We start from the raw sequence: 16,130 nt of genomic DNA, 5'->3' as shown, positions 1-16,130 counted from the left end.
TGTCATCCTGAGCGCAGCGAAGGATCTGACCGCTCAGAATGACGGCCTTACAGATTTGAATAAAAGATTACAGCTATGGCAAACAAGGTTCTGCTGATGATTCTCGACGGCTGGGGCAACGGCCGCCACGACCGGGCCGACGTCATTTCGACGGTTCATCCCGCTTATATCTCGGCCATGACCGAGCGTTATCCCCACGCGCAGCTGCGCACCGACGGCGAGAACGTCGGTCTGCCCGACGGGCAGATGGGCAATTCGGAGGTGGGCCACCTCAATATCGGCGCCGGGCGCGTCGTCTACCAGGATTTGGTCAAAATCAACCGCGCCTGCCGCGACAATTCGATTCTGAAGAATCCCGAGGTCGTCCGCGCGTTCGACTATGCCCGCCAGAACGGCGCCGGCGTCCATTTCATGGGCCTTACCTCCGACGGCGGCGTGCATTCGTCGCTGGAGCATCTGTTCAAGTTGTGCGACATCGCCGCCGAGTATAAAATCGACCGCACGTTCGTCCATTGTTTCATGGACGGCCGCGATACCGACCCGCGCAGCGGCAAGGGTTTCATCGAGCAGCTGGAGAAGCACCTGGCCGCGTCGACGGGTAAAATCGCCACGGTCGTCGGTCGTTACTACGCTATGGACCGCGACAAGCGTTGGGAGCGTGTCAAGGTGGCTTACGACGCTTTGGTCGAGGGCATCGGCGAGCACGCAACCGACATGGCCGCCGCCGTGCAGAAGTCTTACGACGCCGATGTTACCGACGAGTTCATCAAGCCCGTCGTTCGCGTGGACGAGGCCGGCAATCCCGTCGGAACCATCCGGCCCAACGACGTGGTCGTTTTCTTCAACTACCGGAACGACCGCGCCAAGGAGCTTTCCATCGTGCTGACCCAGCAGGACATGCCCGAAGCCGGGATGCACACCCTGCCGCTCTACTATTGCTGCATGACCCCCTACGACGCTAAGTTCACGGGGCTGCACATTCTGTTCGACAAGGAGAATGTGCCCGACACCATCGGCGAGTGGGTCTCGAAGCAGGGGCTCAGGCAGCTGCGTATCGCCGAGACCGAAAAATACGCGCATGTCACGTTCTTCCTGAACGGCGGACGCGAGGAGACTTTCGAGGGCGAGGAACGTATCCTCGTCGCTTCGCCCAAGGTGGCGACCTACGACCTCCAGCCCGAGATGTCGGCGCCCGAGGTGGCCGACAAGCTGGCGGCGGCGCTCGACGAGCAGAAGTTCGACTTCATCTGTCTGAACTTCGCCAACGGCGACATGGTAGGGCACACGGGTATTTATGATGCCATCGTCAAGGCGGTCAAGGCGGTCGACGGGTGCGTCGAAAAGGTGGTCGAGGCGGCCAAGCGCAACGGCTACGAGGTGGTGCAGATTGCCGACCACGGCAACGCCGACAACGCCGTCAACCCCGACGGCACGCCCAACACGGCCCACTCGCTCAATCCGGTGCCCATCGTCGTGGTTTCCGACCGCGTCAAGGCGGTGCACGACGGTATCTTGGCCGACGTAGCACCCACGGTGCTGGCGCTGATGGGCGTTCCCCAGCCGGCCGGTATGACGGGCCGTTCGCTGGTCGAAATGAAGTAACCTTAAAACCGAATACGATGAAAAAATTGTTGTTCTTTGCGGCCTGCGCCGCGCTTTGCGCTTCGTGCACGCCTAAGAAGCCGTTCACTCTCGCAGGTACGGCCGATTCGTCGGCCGACGGGCAGACGGTCTACCTTTACGATTACCAGGAGGGCCGCGCCGTCGACAGCACCGTGGTAGCCGAGGGGCGTTTCAGCTTCGGCGGCCGCATTGCGGGCGACGTCCTGCGCCGGGTTTCGCTGGGCCGCAACTTCGTCAACGTCATTCTGGAGGGCGGCGATTTCACGGTCGACCTTACGGAGCACACGGTCGGCGGTTCGGAGAAAAACGAGCAGTTAAATCGTTTTAACACGCAGTACGATTCCATCGGCCGGGCGTTTTACGAGAATTTCATGACCCTTAAGGGCGACGCGCTGCTTTCGGAAGCGGAGTTCGAGGCCAAGGCCGATGCGCTGGTGGCAGAGACGAACGTTGCGCTCGGCGACCTGGCCCGTCCGCTGGTCGAAGCCAACAACAACGCGCTGGGCGCCTATGCTTTCCTGCGTTGGTGCTCCGATCTGGAGACGCCCGAGGAGTTCGACGCCGCGCTGGCCCTTGCGGGCGACCGTGTGCGTGAGTTCGCTCCCGTGAAAGCCATCGTCGACAAGCACAATGCGCTGAAGAAGACCGCCGAGGGAATGCCGTTCGCCGACTTCACCATCGAGAACGGCAATGCCGATTCGACGGCCGCGAGCCTTTCCGACTACGTGGGCAAGGGCAAATACGTGCTGGTCGATTTCTGGGCTTCGTGGTGCGGTCCCTGCCGCCGCGAGATTCCCGTCATCCGCAAGGTGTGGGAGAAGTACCGCGGCGACAAGTTCGAGGTGCTGGGCGTTGCCGTGTGGGACAAGCGCGAGGATACGCTCAAGGCCGCTGCCGACCTCGGTATCGAGTGGGCGCAGATTCTCGACGCCCAGGGCGTGCCGACCGACCTTTACGGCATCAACGGGATTCCCCATATCATCCTCTTCGGTCCCGACGGAACGATTGTCGCCCGCGGCCTGCGCGGCGATGCGCTCAAGGAGAAGGTGGCCGAGGTCATGGCCGAATAGCCCGGCAGGACATTGTATGGAAAAAGGGGCGCGAAATTTTCGCGCCCCTTTTTTCTATGCGGGATGCGGTTCTCAGCGCTCGGGCAGTTCGCCGATGAGCCCGCGGATGACGACCGAGGCGCAGCCGATGCCGAATAGGGCGGGGAGGTAGGAGATGGTCCCCACGTTCGATTTCTTGTTTTGCTCCTCGCAAAGAATCATCGCCCCCTCGCGGGCGGGTTCGGGCGAGAATACGGCCTGGAAGCCCCGCCGGACACCCGCCTTGTGGAGCCGCTTGCGCAGCATGTGGGCCAGCGGGCAGTGGTGGGTCTTGGAGATGTCGGCGATTTCGAGTTTCGTGGGGTCGGTCTTGGCTCCGGCGCCCATCGAGCTGACAAGCGGCAGCCCCCGTTCGAGCGCCGCGAGGATAAGCGCCAGCTTGGGCGAAAGGGTGTCGATAGCATCCACGACATAGTCGTAGCGCGCCGCGTCGAGCAGGGCGTAGGTCTCCTCGTCGCGTATAAAACGATTTAGCACCGTCAACTCCAGCTCCGGGTTGATGTCGCGGAGCCGTTCGGCCAGCACCTCGGCCTTGGGGCGGCCGACGGTCGAGCGGAGCGCGACAAGCTGGCGGTTGATGTTACTGACGCTCACCGTGTCGGCGTCGGCGACGGTCATGCGGCCCACGCCTGCGCGGGCGATCATTTCGGCGGCATAGGCCCCCACGCCGCCCAGTCCCACGACCAGCACGTGGGCGCGGCGCAGCATGCCGAGCTTCTCTTCGCCCAGCAGCAGGGCGGTGCGTTCGAGCCAGTTATCCATGGATGAAAATGCGTTCGTAGTTTTCGGTCGTTGCCTGCTTCAGCTCCTCGACCGAAAGTGCCAGGAGCTCTGCGACGCGCGTATAAATCGTTTTAACAGGCGTCTCGCTGTCGTCGGTTTCCAGAAAGAGCTGCGAAAGGGGCGTGCCTTTCAGGGCTTCGACCGTCCGCGGCGAGGCGAAGGTCCGTTCGCCGAACGACAGGCAGTAGCCCCGTTCGAGCGCCTGCCGGGCCTGCTCCGGCGACCCGATGAAGCCGTGGAAGATGACGGCGCGCGGCTCCTGCTCCCAAAGCAGGCGCATGGTCTGCTCGAATGCCTTGACGCAATGGAGCACCACGGGCAGTCCGTACCGGCAGGCGAGGGCGAGTTGGGCGCGGAACAGCTCGATCTGTGCCTGACGCGTGCCGTTGTCGGCCGCCTGCACGAAGTCGAGCCCGGTTTCGCCGACCGCCTGCACGCCGCCGCTCTCCAACTCGCGGGCGAGCCGGTCGAGCGCGGCGGCATCGGCCTGGGGAGCATCCCACGGGTGGATGCCCGCCGTGCGCAGTTCGATGCCGCAGCCCGTCGGGCGGTGGGTGTGGATGTTGACGAAAACAGGGTTCATATGGACAAAGATACGAATTTTAAGGATATTTAAGAAATAATGGCTGCGGCATACGTTTTTCCGGAAAAAATTTCGTACTTTCGCACGCGGTTAAGCTGTTAGCGTGCTAACAACAGGGCGGGGCCGGGAAGCCGGAGGCGCTGGGAACTGCCGGAACATGGGCCCACGACTGCGGGAACACCTGCGGACTGCGGCCGAGAGGGCACGGACAACGGACGGAACAACGAGAAAAATCATATTTCAATCAAACTCAAATTCAAACCATGTCGAAAGTCATTACACTACGCAAGGGTCTCGACATCAATCTGGAGGGGAAACCTCAGCCGACCGTGGCCGATGCGCCGCGGGCTGCGGAGTATGCGGTTTCGCCCCTCGATTTCGAGGGCGTGACCCCCAAGCTGCTGGTCAAGGCGGGCGATAAGGTGAAGGCGGGTACGCCGCTGTTCTTCAACAAGAACGACCAACGCGTACTTTTCACCTCGCCGGTGAGCGGCTGTGTGGCGGCCATCAACCGCGGCGAAAAACGCAAGGTGCTCTCCGTGACGGTGACCCCCGACGGCGAAGGTCGGTCGGAAGAGTTCGGACGTCCGGACCTCGGTGCGGCTACGCGCGAGGAAGTTGTGGAACTGCTGCTGCGCAGCGGCCTGTGGCCGATGATCGTGCAGCGCCCCTACGGCATCATCGCCGACCCGTCGGACACGCCCCGGGCAATCTTTGTTTCGGCGTTCGATTCGGCGCCGCTGGCCCCGGACTACAACTTCGTGCTTCGCGAGGAGAAACACAACCTGCAAACCGGAATCGAGGTGCTGCGCAAGCTCACGCCGGGCAAGGTGCATCTGTCGGTGCGCGCCAAGGCCGAGGGCGACATGCCGTCGCTGGCAGGCGCCGAACTGCACAGCTTTGCGGGCAAGCACCCGGTGGGCAACGTCGGCGTGCAGATTCACCACATTGCCCCCATCAACAAGGGCGAGAAGGTCTGGACGGTCAACATCCAGGACCTCGCCATCATCGGCCGCCTGTTCAACACGGGGCGGGTCGACATGACGCGCATCATCGCCGTGACGGGCTCCGAGGTGGAGAAACCCGCCTATGTCCGCACCGCAGCGGGCGCCCGCTGCGATTCGATACTGGGCGGCAACGTCAAGGCGCAGAAAGAGGGCGACAGCGTCCGCATCATCTCGGGCAACGTGCTGACGGGCACCAAGACGGCGATGGACGGCTTCCTGGGCTACTACGCCAACCAGCTGACGGTCATCCCCGAGGGCGACAAGTACGAACTGCTGGGCTGGGCGATGCCGCGCTTCGGCAAGTTCTCGGTGTCGCGCTCCTACTTCTCGTGGCTCTGCCCGAAGAAAGCCTACAAGCTCGATACCAACCTGCACGGCGGCGAACGTCCGTTCGTGGTGACGGGACTCTACGAGCAGTATCTGCCGATGGACATCTATCCGATGTATCTGCTGAAAGCCTGCCTGGCGGGCGACATCGACAAGATGGAGAATCTGGGAATCTACGAAGCAGTCGAGGAGGACTTCGCGCTGTGCGAATTCGTCGACCCCTCGAAAATCGAAATCCAGCAGATTATCCGCGACGGTATTAACTTAATGATAAGGGAGGCATAACGATGGGACTGCGTAAAATAGTTGACAACCTCAAGCCCACCTTTTCCAAGGGCGGCAAGCTGAGTTTTCTGGCCTCGACGTTCGATGCGTTCGAGACGTTCCTTTTCGTGCCGAACACGACGACGGCCAAGGGCGCGCATATCCGCGACTGCAACGACATGAAACGAACGATGATCGTGGTGGTGGCGGCGCTGCTGCCTGCGCTGCTGTTCGGATTCTACAACACGGGCTATCAGCACTATCTGTCGCAGGGCGTCGAACCTGCGCTGTGGGCTTCGCTGTGGTTCGGATTTCTGAAGGTGCTGCCCATCATCGTGGTTTCCTACGTGGTGGGTCTGGCCATCGAATTCGGATTCGCGCAGGCGCGCGGCCATGAAGTCAACGAAGGCTTCCTGGTGACGGGTCTGCTCATCCCGATGATCATGCCGGTGGACATTCCGCTGTGGATGGTGGCCGTAGCTACGGCTTTCTCGGTCGTATTCGGCAAGGAAGTCTTCGGCGGTACGGGCATGAACGTTTTCAACCCTGCCTTGCTGGCACGTGCATTCGTTTTCTTCGCCTACACGCCCTCGATTTCGGGCGCCGAGGTGTGGATTGCGGGCCTGAAGTCGGGCGAGGGCGTGGTCGACGGCTTCTCGGGTGCCACGGCGCTCGAACACCTGGCTGTCGACGGCACGCTGGGCTACTCGGCGATGGATGCTTTCCTCGGATTCATCCCCGGTTCCATCGGCGAGACCTCGACGGTGGCGATTCTGATAGGCGCCGCCCTGCTGCTCTTCACGGGCATCGCCTCGTGGCGGACGATGCTTTCGGTCTTCGCAGGCGGTCTGCTGATGGGCTATGTGTTCCAGTGGACGGGCGTGACCTCCTATCCGGCCTGGTGGCATCTGATCATCGGCGGCTTTGCGTTCGGTGCGGTCTTCATGGCCACCGACCCGGTGACTTCGGCCCAGACCAACGCGGGCAAGTACATCTTCGGTCTGCTGACGGGTGCGCTGGCCGTGCTCATACGTGTGGTCAACCCGGCCTATCCCGAGGGCATGATGCTTTCGATTCTCTTCATGAACGCGCTGGCGCCGCTGATCGACTACTATGTGGTCGAGGCCAACATCCGGCGCAGAAACAAACGTGTCGAACCGGCAAAATAAGGGTGCAATCATGAAAAAATTCAATACGAACAGCAACGCCTACATCATCGTCTACTCGACGGTGATGGTGGTGGCGGTGGCGACGCTGCTGGCCGTGGCCGCGCTCTCGCTGCAAAAACGCCAGTATGCCAACGAGCTCAACGAGAAGAAGCAGTCGATTCTCGCGTCGCTCTCGGCAACGGGCGAGAACTACGATGAATTCATCGAAGCCCGTGTGCTGGATGCCGAGGGCCGGACGGTCGAGGGCGGCGACGTATTCGCCATGCTCAACGACTTGCAAGGCTCGTTCGATGCGGGCAACTACCCGGTGTTCGAGGCCCGGGACGGCCGGGTGGTCATCCCGGTGACGGGCTCGGGGCTGTGGGGCCCCATCTGGGGCTATGTGGCCTTGGAAAACGACATGAACACCGTGGCGGGCATCGTGATGTCCCACAAGGGCGAAACCCCCGGTCTGGGCGCCGAAATCGCGACGGAGAAATACCAGTCGAATTTCGTCGGCAAGACGATTTTCGAGGGCGGCGAATTCGTGTCGGTGTCGCTGCGTAAGGGCGGCGCCAAGGACCCTGCCCACGAAGTGGACGCCATCACGGGCGGAACCAAGACCTCGGACGGCGTGACGGCCATGCTCCGCACGAGCATCGGCCACTATCTGCCGCTGCTGGAAGCGCGCCGCGCGGCCGCATCGGGCTCTAACGAAGAAAATACGGAAGACCATGAGTAGCAAGAATCTCAAATACCTGACCGGGCCCTTCTCGGCGAACAACCCGGTAATCGTACAGATACTGGGCATCTGCTCGGCGCTGGCCGTGACGGTGCAGCTCAAACCGGCCATCGTCATGGCGCTGTCGGTGACGGTCGTGACGGCGTTCTCGAACCTCGTCATGTCGCTGCTGCGCAACGGCGTGCCGGCCCGCATCCGCATCATCGTCCAGCTGGTGGTCATCGCCGCGCTGGTAATCCTTGTGGACCAGGTGCTCAAGGCCTATGTCTACGAAGTGTCGAAACAGCTGTCGGTCTATGTGGGTCTGATTATCACGAACTGCATCGTCATGGGCCGCATCGAAGCCTTTGCGCTGGCCAACAAGCCGTGGCCCGCGCTGCTGGACGGCATCGGCAACGGCCTGGGCTACGGCCTGATACTGGTGGTCGTGGCGTTCTTCCGCGAACTGCTGGGCTCGGGCACGCTGCTGGGCTACCGCATCGTCCCGGAGAGCTGGTACATGGCCGAGGGCGGGTTCTACTCGAACTGCGGTCTGATGCTCTTCCCGCCGATGGCCCTTATCATTGTGGGCTGCATCATCTGGGTGCACCGCTCGCGCAACAAGGAATTACAGGAAAAATAGGAGGGTAGCGTATGGAATCGTTGAATATCTTTATCCAGTCGATTTTTATCGACAACATGGTGTTCGCCTTCTTCTTCGGCATGTGTTCCTACATCGCTGTGTCGAAGAGCGTGAAGACGGCCCTCGGACTGGGCGCCGCCGTGACGTTCGTCATGGTGATGACCGTGCCGCTGAACTATCTGCTCTATCAGTTCGTGCTGAAACCCGGAGCCCTGGCGTGGGCCGGAGTTCCCGAAGTGAACCTCAGCTTCCTGTCGTTCATCGTGTTCATTGCGACGATTGCGGCGTTCGTGCAGCTGGTGGAGATGATCGTCGAGAAATTCTCGCCGACGCTTTACAGCCAGCTGGGCATCTTCCTGCCGCTGATTGCGGTGAACTGCGCCATCATGGGCGGCTCGCTGTTCATGCAGCAGAAGGTCGACGCCATGCAGCTGACCTCGCTGTGGCAGTCTGTCGTCTACGGTCTGGGCTCGGGTCTGGGCTGGTGGCTGGCAATCGTCATGATGGCGGCCATCCGCGAGAAGACGACCTACTCGCACATCCCGGCCGCGCTGAAAGGTCCGGGCATCGCCTTTATCATCACGGGGCTGATGGGCATCGCGTTCATGATTTTCTCGGGCATTCAGTTCTAAACCCCTAAACAGAGACACTGAAAAAATGGAATTGACAATTATAGTTGCGATTGCGGCTTTTCTGATCGTCACCCTGCTGCTGGTGGGGCTGCTTCTCTTTGCCAAGGCGAAGCTGACCTCGTCGGGCGACGTGACCATCGACATCAACAACGGTGAGAAAGTCATCACGGCCGAGAGCGGCGGGACGCTGCTTTCGACGCTGGCCAACAACAAGGTGTTCCTGCCGTCGGCCTGCGGCGGCGGCGGCTCGTGCGGCATGTGCAAGTGCCAGGTGCTGGAGGGCGGCGGCGACATCCTGCCGACCGAAACGGGCTTCATTTCGCGCAAGATGGCCAAGGACCACTGGCGTCTGGGCTGCCAGGTCAAGGTCAAGGAGGACCTGAAGATTCGGGTGCCCGAAGCGGTGCTGGGCGTGAAGAAATGGGAGTGTACGGTGGTCTCGAACCGCAACATTTCGACTTTCCTTAAAGAATTCGTGGTGAAGCTGCCCGAGGGCGAGAACCTCAAGTTCCGCAGCGGCGGCTACATTCAGATCGACATTCCGAAGTACGACGCCATCAAGTTCTCGGACATGGAAATCGACGAACGCTTCCGCGAGGACTGGGACAAGATGAAGATGTGGGACCTCGTGACGACCAACCCCGAACCGACGTTTCGCGCCTACTCGATGGCCAACCACCCGGCCGAGGGCAACATCATCATGCTGAACATCCGTATCGCCACGCCGCCGTTCGACCGGGCCGCGGGCTCGTTCATGAAGGTGAACCCGGGTATCTGCTCGTCGTACATCTTCTCGCGCAAACCGGGCGACAAGGTGACGATTTCGGGCCCCTACGGCGAATTCTTCCTGCCGGACGACCTGCCCGATACGCAGGAGCTGATTTTCATCGGCGGCGGTGCGGGCATGGCGCCCATGCGCAGCCATATCATGCACCTGTTCAAGACCGAGAAGACCAAGCGTCCGGTGTCGTTCTGGTACGGTGCCCGCGCACTCAAGGAAGCGCCTTATCTCGACGAGTTCCACCAGATCGAGAAGGATTTCCCCAACTTCAAGATGAATCTCGCGCTCGACCGTCCCGACCCCGAAGCCGACGCGGCAGGGGTGAAGTACACGGCCGGATTCGTGCACAACGTGCTTTTCGAGAACTATCTGAAGAACCACGAGGAGCCCGAAGGCTGCATCTACCTCATGTGCGGACCTCCGATGATGATCGCTTCGGTCGTCAAGATGCTCGACAGCCTCGGCGTCCCGCCGGAGAATATCCTGTATGATAATTTCGGCAGTTAACATAGGGTGAATAAAAAACAAGAGCAGACGAATGTCTGCTCTTGTTTTTGTTGAAAGGGTGCGGGTTATTTCTTGCTGGCGCCGCTTTCGAGGATGGAGACGATGGAGTAGAGGGCGAAGCAGATGGCGCCGAATCCGGCGAGAACGCGGGCGGGCACGAAATACTTGTGGGCGAAGCCGGCGGCCTCGAAAAGGAACGCCGCGAGGAAAAGGCACGTGAGGGCGGTGACGATGGGGATGATGGGAATCCGGTTGGCCAGCGGGTAATCGGTGTGCCAGATTTTGGCAAGCAGGATGACCTTGCTCGAAATGCTCCAGCAAATCAGCGCCAGGCCGAAGAGTACGAATCCGACGAAATTGATGGGGCGTCCCCGAAGTACGATCAGCAGGACGATGCCGAGGATGAAAGCCAGGGCGCCCATCGTGAGGGCCAGCCCTGTCCATTTGGATTTCTCCTTGAGCGTGTAGCTGCCCCGGATTTGCCGGGCGATGCTTGCCACCAAGGCGATAAGCGCCGTGCAGACGCAGGCGATGCCGAACATGACGCTGCCGGCGACGATGTGGGCCGGGAGCGTGCCGCGGACATAGAGCAGGATGCACCAAATCCACGCGGCGAGGGCCGTGGCGCTGACGATGCCGATAAGGGTGACCGACTGGCCGACGGTGAATCCCTGCGGGTTGATCGAAAACGAAGCGTCGGCCGAATTGCGGGGAATCTGGACGAAGCGCGACGACGAGGTTGCGGCCGTCGAAACGCAGACGGTGATAAGGCCCAGACCGCAGACCACGTGGCCCGTGACCACCCAGCCGGTCATCCCGGAGGTGAGGATGAAGACGCCGCAGATGAGCGTGGCCAGCGCGAAGGAGTAGCCGATGGCGGGGAAGATGTATTTGGATGCTTCGTTGTAGGTGCCGGTCAGTTGGCGGATGATGGTGGCCGCCGTGCAGTAGAGGGCCATGCAGATGGAGCCGAGGAAGAATACGACGGGTCCGGCCGTCAGGCGTGCGGGGTCGTCGCCCGCCGTGTAGATATAGGCCCCGTAGGCAAAACAGAATGCCGCCATCGCAAGCGGAATGGCGCGGAAAAGTACGCTGATACCGTGGTTCATGGTTGTCGGAATTTTTTCGGCCCCCGCGCAAATCCCGTACCAATAAAATTGGTATCTTTATCCCCGTAAAATTCTGAAACGATGATTCGAGGAGCAATATTCGACATGGACGGCACGCTGGTCGACAACAGCGCGGTGCATGTGCGGGCATTCGAGATTTTCTGCGAGCGCTACGGCGTGCATGATTGGCAGGAGAAGTTGGCGCAGGCGTTCGGTATGGGTAACGACGACATCATGCGCCGTATCATGCCCGAGGAGATAATCCGTCAAAAAGGGTTGGCGGCGCTGGCCGACGAAAAGGAAGCGATTTATCGCGAAATCTACGCGCCGACCATCCGGCCCGTAGAGGGGTTGGCCGACCTGCTCGGACGGCTGCGGGCTGCCGGAGTGCGCCTTGCCGTGGGGTCGTCGGGCTGCCGCACCAACATCGACTTCGTGCTGGAGAAATGCGGCATCGAGGGCTGTTTCGACGTCATCGTGTCGGGCGACAGGGTGGCGCACTGCAAACCGGACCCGGAAATATACCTTACGGCCGCGGCTGAGTTGGGCCTGAATCCGGCGGAATGCGTGGTGTTCGAGGATGCCAAGGCCGGCATCGAATCGGCCCGGCGGGCAGGTGCGGGGCGCATCGTTGCGCTGACCACGACTCTCCCGCGCGAGGTGCTGGCGGCAGAGACCGCGGCGGACATGATTGTGAACAACTTTGCCGAAGTCGAGGACCTCGGCGCTATTTTGCAGTAGGACGATGCGGGGAATAGTTGCTGTGGGGTTGCTCGTCGTGTCGAACGCTTTCATGACGCTGGCGTGGTACGGGCATATCGCGTTCAAATCGCGGCTCGAACGTTTCGGGATGGCCGCTATCGTGCTGCTGAGCTGGGGAATCGCCCTTCTGGAATATTGCTTCCAGGTCCCGGCCAACCGCATCGGCTCGGCGCAGTTCGGCGGTCCGTTTTCCATTTGGGAGCTCAAGGTCATCCAGGAGGTTGTCTCGCTCTCGGTCTTCACCCTTTTCGCGCTCGTCTTCATGAAGTCCGATACGCTCCGGTGGAACCACCTCGCCGGGTTCGCCTGCCTGGTCCTCGCCGTTTACTTTATTTTCCGGAAATAACTAACTTCAAACCTTATGAAATACAACCTTTTGAAATCAATCGCCGTTATTGCGGCGTTTTTGGTCGGGGTGGCTATCAACCATTCCTGCGGCGAGTCCACGACCGACGATTCGGTCCCGCCTGCTAACGGGCAGGAATTGTGGAATATCATACGTGCGCTGCAAACGGAGGTTTCCACATTGAAGACCGAAGTATCCACGTTGAAAGAGGAGTTGTCGGCGTTGGATATGGATAAGGATATTGCTACTTTGAGAACGGAAATATCGGCACTTAAAGAGGAATTGGCCGCGTTGAATACGAGCACGGATGTCGCAGCATTGAAGGAGGAAGTATCTACCCTCAAAGAAGAAATTTTGTCGTTGAATGTGGAACCGGAAATCTCGGCTTTGAAAGAAGAAACGGCGACATTGACAGCCCGAATGACCGGGATGGGCGGTGAAATCGAACGGCTGAACACGGAAGTTGCAGCACTCAAATCCACGGGCGACGGTTCAAGTGGCAATTCCGATTGCGGCGAATTTTTCGTGGACGGGTTGTATTTCAGTCGGAATGGTATTGTTTCATCTAAATATAAATGAGGAATCACACACGATGAGTATAGTTATTATGACGAGCACGGCCGAATAATAAGAACCGAAAATCATTCTAATGGCTATTCAATAATTACCACATATGAATATTCCGGTAAAACAGTAACTCGTGCTTTAAGTTCAATATATGACCCTTCGGTATTCCCTAATTCAGAGAATACAACTACAACTACCATCAACGAATATTATTGATCTTTATAAAAACTGATATAGTAATTATCCCCGGCCAATTCGGCCGGGGATAATTTTATTTAGCAGTCGATTATTCGCCTTGATTTTTGCGGTACATCTGCCAGCTGTTCACGAAGTTCTGCCACACGATGTAAGCGGTGGGGGCGATGGAGGAGATGGGGTCGAGGAACGACTGGGCCATCCAGACGGCGAGGACGGTATTCTTCTGCCCGAGGGACTGGCCCCCGGCGGCAGGGTCGCCGAACCGCTTTCCCAACGTCCGCCCGACCTTGAACTGGACGAGACAGATGACCAGGGCGGCGAGCGCGAGCCACAACTCGACCGACCGCGAAACGTCGTGGAGGTCGATGATGAACGCCGTGGTCCGCCCTATGGTGACGGTGAGCGCTGCCAACCACAGGTAAAACGAAATCTGCCCGTGGCTGCCGAACCACCGGGCGATGCGGGGTGTCAGCAGCCGGCAGAACTGCGCGACGACGAACGGCATGACGAGGAGCGGAGCGATGCGCGAGAGAATCTGGGCGAAAGAACAGACGCCTGTCCCGGTGAAAGTGAGAATCGCGGGGGCCGCCAAAGCCACGGTCATGTTGCAGAGCAGGCTGTATGTCGCCACGGTGACGACGTTGGCGCCGAGCATGCCTGCGATGACAACGGCGGCCATGGCGACGGGGGTGAGGATGCAAATCATGGCCCCCTGCGCGATGGTGGTGTCGAACGGGAGCAAGGCGAAATAGACTGCCGCAGAAGCTGCTGTCTGGAAAAGCAGCAGCCACACGTGAAGCCACGAAAGCCGCATTTCGCGCGGCTTCACGCGGCAGAACGTGACGAAGAGCATCAGAAAGATGAGCGCCGGGGTAATCATCCGGCCCGACCATTCCTCCACGGCCGTGACGGGGCGGCACAGCAATGCGCCGACGACCATGGCCGTGGGCATGGCGATGCTTTTCAGATTGCGGCGGACGCCTTCGGGCAGGTGCATCCTAAGCGAGCAGCTCCTTGACCTTGGCCGAAATATCCTTGCCGTCGGCCCGTCCGGCCAACCGCTTGGACGCGGCGCCCATGACCTTGCCCATCTCCTTCATGGAGGTGGCGCCGACTTCGGCGATGACGGCCTTGACCTCGGCGGTCAGCTCCTCGGCCGAGAGCTGTTTGGGCAGGAACTCCTGGAAAATGGCGACCTGCGCCAACTCCTCCTGCGCTAGGTCGGGGCGGTTCTGCTCGGTGAAGATGGCGGCGGAATCGGTGCCCTGCTTGGCGAGCTTGGCGAGGATTTTCAGCACGTCGGCGTCGGGCAGCTCGGAGAGCTCCGGCCCGGCGGTCTTGGCTTCGATGATGTACTTCTTGGCATTGCGCAGGGCGCTCAGACGCACGGCGTCTTTGGCCTTCATGGCATCCATGATGCTCTTGGAAATCTGTTGTTCGAGTGACATGCTAAAACGGTTTTACAGCCCCAAAGTTACGATTTTTCTGTATCCCTGCGCCCGAGCGAGAGCAAAAAGAGCCCGGCGATGACGAAAAGCGCATTGTAGACCAGCAGCTCGAAGCCGATGCGGTAACCCCAATGCTCGGCGGCGGCGTATTGCAGCAATGCGCTCAGCACGGGGCCTGCGAGGGCGACGAACGGCACCCGGCGGTCGCGGGGACGTCGGCGCGAAAGGATGCCGAAGAGGAAGAGCCCGAGGATGGGACCGTAGGTGTAGCTGACGATGCGGAAAAAGAGGTTGATGGCGTTGTCGTCGGCCAGGTAGCCTACGCCGAGGATGACGAGCGTCATGCAGGCGGCCATAAGGACGTGGACGCGGTGCCGCACGCGGGTGAGCCGCTGCTCGTCGTAACGCGCGGGGCCGTCGAGCAGGTCGACGGTGAACGAAGTGGTGAGGGCCGTCATGGCCGACCCGGCGGCGGAATAGGTGCTGGAAATCAACCCGAGGACGAAGACGATGCCCACGATGGCGGGAAGCCCTCCGTCGACGGCGACCAACGAAAAGAGCTGGTCGCTTTTGGCGGGGAGCGCGAGGCCGCGGCTGTCGACATATAAATATAGGAGTACGCCGAGCACGAGGAACAGCAGGATGACGATGATCTGACAGAAAGCCGTCAGCACGATATTGCGCTGGGCGTCACGCGGCGTGCGGCAGGAGAGATTGCACTGCATCATGTCCTGGTCGAGCCCGGTCATGGCGACGAGGACGACGATGCCGCCGACGAACATCTTCCAGAAATAACGGTCGGAAGCGGGATTGTCGAAGAAGAATATCTGCGACATGGGCGATGCGGAGACCTCGCGGATAAGCTCCGTGCCGCCGAAGCCCAAAGCCCGGGCGATGAAAACGATGGTGAGGACCAGACTGCTGACCAGGCAAAGGGTCTTGAGCGTATCGGTCCAGATAAGCGACTTGACGCCGCCCCGCTGCGTGTAGAGCCACACGAGGGCGACGGTGACGACGGCGTTGGCCCAGAACGGCCAACCGTAAGGCCCGAAGACGAGCAGCTGCATGACGGCGCAGACGACGTAGACCCGCAGGGCGGCGCCCAACATCTTGGAGAGGATGAAGAAACAGGCCCCGGCGCGGTGGGAGACGATGCCGAACCGCTCGTCGAGGTACTGGTAGAGCGACACGACCTTCAGCCGGTAGAACAACGGCACGAGGGCGAACGCGACGATCAGCTGCCCGACGGTGAAGCCTGCGACCATCTGCATGTAGGAAAACGAATCGGCGGCGACGGAACCGGGCACGGAGATGAACGTGACGCCAGACATGGCGGCTCCGATCATGGCCAAAGCGGCCATGTACCACGGAGTGCGGCGGTTGCCGGTGAAGAATCCGGCGTTGTCGGCGCGGCGCCCCGAGAGCCACGCGACGAGGAACAGCACGGCTATATAACCCGAGACGGTGAGGATGACGGCGAGAGGGGACACTTTTTAATTAAGAATTAAGAATTAAGAATTAAGAATTAAGAATTAAGAATTAAGAATTAAGAATTAAGAATTAAGAATTAAG

General features: G+C 60.3%; 17 protein-coding genes. 11 read left to right on the top strand and 6 right to left on the bottom strand.

Going from position 1 to position 16,130, the window contains the following annotated elements; genetic code table 11:
• Positions 1-75: 75 nt before the first annotated feature.
• A complete protein-coding gene (gene gpmI, locus NFR47_RS07930; RefSeq protein WP_251215041.1) occupies positions 76-1,602 on the top strand; it encodes a 2,3-bisphosphoglycerate-independent phosphoglycerate mutase in 1,527 nt (508 codons plus the stop codon).
• Between the two features lie 17 nt (positions 1,603-1,619).
• On the top strand, positions 1,620-2,693 hold the full coding sequence (locus NFR47_RS07925; RefSeq protein WP_251215040.1) for a TlpA disulfide reductase family protein: 1,074 nt from the start codon (positions 1,620-1,622) through the stop codon (positions 2,691-2,693).
• A 72-nt stretch (positions 2,694-2,765) separates the two neighbouring features.
• On the opposite strand, the gene NFR47_RS07920 is transcribed toward NFR47_RS07925, so the two are convergent.
• Positions 2,766-3,494, bottom strand: a complete 729-nt coding sequence (locus NFR47_RS07920; protein ID WP_251215039.1) for a tRNA threonylcarbamoyladenosine dehydratase — start codon at positions 3,492-3,494, stop codon at positions 2,766-2,768.
• Positions 3,487-4,098, bottom strand: a complete 612-nt coding sequence (locus tag NFR47_RS07915; RefSeq protein ID WP_251215038.1) for a TatD family hydrolase — start codon at positions 4,096-4,098, stop codon at positions 3,487-3,489. Before NFR47_RS07915 ends, NFR47_RS07920 begins: the two co-directional genes overlap by 8 nt.
• A gap of 263 nt (positions 4,099-4,361) precedes the next feature.
• Between NFR47_RS07915 and NFR47_RS07910 the strand changes: the two genes are divergently transcribed.
• Genes NFR47_RS07910 through nqrF form a run of 6 tightly spaced genes read left to right on the top strand, consistent with a single transcriptional unit; the run spans position 4,362 to position 10,128 of the window.
• Positions 4,362-5,717 (top strand): Na(+)-translocating NADH-quinone reductase subunit A, encoded by a 1,356-nt coding sequence (locus NFR47_RS07910; RefSeq protein WP_251215037.1) that lies wholly within the window; start codon positions 4,362-4,364, stop codon positions 5,715-5,717.
• Positions 5,718-5,719: 2 nt separating this feature from the next.
• A complete protein-coding gene (locus NFR47_RS07905) occupies positions 5,720-6,865 on the top strand; it encodes an NADH:ubiquinone reductase (Na(+)-transporting) subunit B (RefSeq protein WP_251215036.1) in 1,146 nt (381 codons plus the stop codon).
• 10 nt (positions 6,866-6,875) lie between these two features.
• Positions 6,876-7,586 (top strand): FMN-binding protein, encoded by a 711-nt coding sequence (locus NFR47_RS07900; RefSeq protein ID WP_251215035.1) that lies wholly within the window; start codon positions 6,876-6,878, stop codon positions 7,584-7,586.
• Positions 7,579-8,208, top strand: coding sequence for an NADH:ubiquinone reductase (Na(+)-transporting) subunit D (locus NFR47_RS07895; RefSeq protein WP_251215034.1), 630 nt, complete (start codon positions 7,579-7,581; stop codon positions 8,206-8,208). The genes NFR47_RS07900 and NFR47_RS07895 overlap by 8 nt, the downstream gene beginning before the upstream one ends.
• Before the next feature lie 11 nt (positions 8,209-8,219).
• Positions 8,220-8,840, top strand: a complete 621-nt coding sequence (nqrE, locus tag NFR47_RS07890) for an NADH:ubiquinone reductase (Na(+)-transporting) subunit E (protein ID WP_251215033.1) — start codon at positions 8,220-8,222, stop codon at positions 8,838-8,840.
• A gap of 25 nt (positions 8,841-8,865) precedes the next feature.
• On the top strand, positions 8,866-10,128 hold the full coding sequence (nqrF, locus tag NFR47_RS07885; protein ID WP_251215032.1) for an NADH:ubiquinone reductase (Na(+)-transporting) subunit F: 1,263 nt from the start codon (positions 8,866-8,868) through the stop codon (positions 10,126-10,128).
• Between the two features lie 65 nt (positions 10,129-10,193).
• Here nqrF and NFR47_RS07880 read toward each other — a convergent pair whose 3' ends face one another.
• The gene (locus NFR47_RS07880) at positions 10,194-11,237 is read right to left on the bottom strand and encodes a DUF2776 family protein (protein WP_251215031.1); all 1,044 of its coding nucleotides are present in this window, start codon (positions 11,235-11,237) and stop codon (positions 10,194-10,196) included.
• Between the two features lie 81 nt (positions 11,238-11,318).
• Between NFR47_RS07880 and NFR47_RS07875 the strand changes: the two genes are divergently transcribed.
• Genes NFR47_RS07875 through NFR47_RS07865 form a run of 3 tightly spaced genes read left to right on the top strand, consistent with a single transcriptional unit; the run spans position 11,319 to position 12,924 of the window.
• Positions 11,319-11,978, top strand: a complete 660-nt coding sequence (locus NFR47_RS07875) for an HAD family hydrolase (protein WP_251215030.1) — start codon at positions 11,319-11,321, stop codon at positions 11,976-11,978.
• A 4-nt stretch (positions 11,979-11,982) separates the two neighbouring features.
• Positions 11,983-12,345, top strand: coding sequence for a DMT family protein (locus tag NFR47_RS07870; protein WP_251215029.1), 363 nt, complete (start codon positions 11,983-11,985; stop codon positions 12,343-12,345).
• Positions 12,346-12,360: 15 nt separating this feature from the next.
• Positions 12,361-12,924, top strand: a complete 564-nt coding sequence (locus NFR47_RS07865; RefSeq protein ID WP_251215028.1) for a hypothetical protein — start codon at positions 12,361-12,363, stop codon at positions 12,922-12,924.
• Between the two features lie 274 nt (positions 12,925-13,198).
• Here NFR47_RS07865 and NFR47_RS07860 read toward each other — a convergent pair whose 3' ends face one another.
• The 3 genes from NFR47_RS07860 to NFR47_RS07850 are packed head-to-tail and all read right to left on the bottom strand — an operon-like array spanning position 13,199 to position 16,048.
• Entirely contained in the window at positions 13,199-14,107 is a 909-nt protein-coding gene (locus NFR47_RS07860) for a transporter (protein WP_251215027.1), read from the bottom strand.
• 1 nt (position 14,108) lies between these two features.
• Positions 14,109-14,558, bottom strand: a complete 450-nt coding sequence (locus NFR47_RS07855) for a GatB/YqeY domain-containing protein (RefSeq protein ID WP_251215026.1) — start codon at positions 14,556-14,558, stop codon at positions 14,109-14,111.
• Positions 14,559-14,584: 26 nt separating this feature from the next.
• A complete protein-coding gene (locus tag NFR47_RS07850; RefSeq protein ID WP_251215025.1) occupies positions 14,585-16,048 on the bottom strand; it encodes a sodium:solute symporter in 1,464 nt (487 codons plus the stop codon).
• Positions 16,049-16,130: the final 82 nt, after the last annotated feature.

The sequence above is a fragment of the Alistipes muris genome (assembly GCF_943193205.1).
GTDB lineage: Bacteria > Bacteroidota > Bacteroidia > Bacteroidales > Rikenellaceae > Alistipes > Alistipes muris.
The sequence above is the reverse complement of the archived record's forward strand: the minus strand, read 5'-3'. Positions and strand labels throughout refer to the sequence as shown.

What these genes read in the sequence shown, in the direction of transcription:
- gpmI (WP_251215041.1), top strand. Translation starts at nt 76, where the DNA reads ATGGCAAACAAGGTTCTGCTGATGATTCTCGACGGCTGGGGCAACGGC.
- NFR47_RS07925 (WP_251215040.1), top strand. Translation starts at nt 1,620, where the DNA reads ATGAAAAAATTGTTGTTCTTTGCGGCCTGCGCCGCGCTTTGCGCTTCG.
- NFR47_RS07920 (WP_251215039.1), bottom strand. Translation starts at nt 3,494, where the DNA reads ATGGATAACTGGCTCGAACGCACCGCCCTGCTGCTGGGCGAAGAGAAG.
- NFR47_RS07915 (WP_251215038.1), bottom strand. Translation starts at nt 4,098, where the DNA reads ATGAACCCTGTTTTCGTCAACATCCACACCCACCGCCCGACGGGCTGC.
- NFR47_RS07910 (WP_251215037.1), top strand. Translation starts at nt 4,362, where the DNA reads ATGTCGAAAGTCATTACACTACGCAAGGGTCTCGACATCAATCTGGAG.
- NFR47_RS07905 (WP_251215036.1), top strand. Translation starts at nt 5,720, where the DNA reads ATGGGACTGCGTAAAATAGTTGACAACCTCAAGCCCACCTTTTCCAAG.
- NFR47_RS07900 (WP_251215035.1), top strand. Translation starts at nt 6,876, where the DNA reads ATGAAAAAATTCAATACGAACAGCAACGCCTACATCATCGTCTACTCG.
- NFR47_RS07895 (WP_251215034.1), top strand. Translation starts at nt 7,579, where the DNA reads ATGAGTAGCAAGAATCTCAAATACCTGACCGGGCCCTTCTCGGCGAAC.
- nqrE (WP_251215033.1), top strand. Translation starts at nt 8,220, where the DNA reads ATGGAATCGTTGAATATCTTTATCCAGTCGATTTTTATCGACAACATG.
- nqrF (WP_251215032.1), top strand. Translation starts at nt 8,866, where the DNA reads ATGGAATTGACAATTATAGTTGCGATTGCGGCTTTTCTGATCGTCACC.
- NFR47_RS07880 (WP_251215031.1), bottom strand. Translation starts at nt 11,237, where the DNA reads ATGAACCACGGTATCAGCGTACTTTTCCGCGCCATTCCGCTTGCGATG.
- NFR47_RS07875 (WP_251215030.1), top strand. Translation starts at nt 11,319, where the DNA reads ATGATTCGAGGAGCAATATTCGACATGGACGGCACGCTGGTCGACAAC.
- NFR47_RS07870 (WP_251215029.1), top strand. Translation starts at nt 11,983, where the DNA reads ATGCGGGGAATAGTTGCTGTGGGGTTGCTCGTCGTGTCGAACGCTTTC.
- NFR47_RS07865 (WP_251215028.1), top strand. Translation starts at nt 12,361, where the DNA reads ATGAAATACAACCTTTTGAAATCAATCGCCGTTATTGCGGCGTTTTTG.
- NFR47_RS07860 (WP_251215027.1), bottom strand. Translation starts at nt 14,107, where the DNA reads ATGCACCTGCCCGAAGGCGTCCGCCGCAATCTGAAAAGCATCGCCATG.
- NFR47_RS07855 (WP_251215026.1), bottom strand. Translation starts at nt 14,558, where the DNA reads ATGTCACTCGAACAACAGATTTCCAAGAGCATCATGGATGCCATGAAG.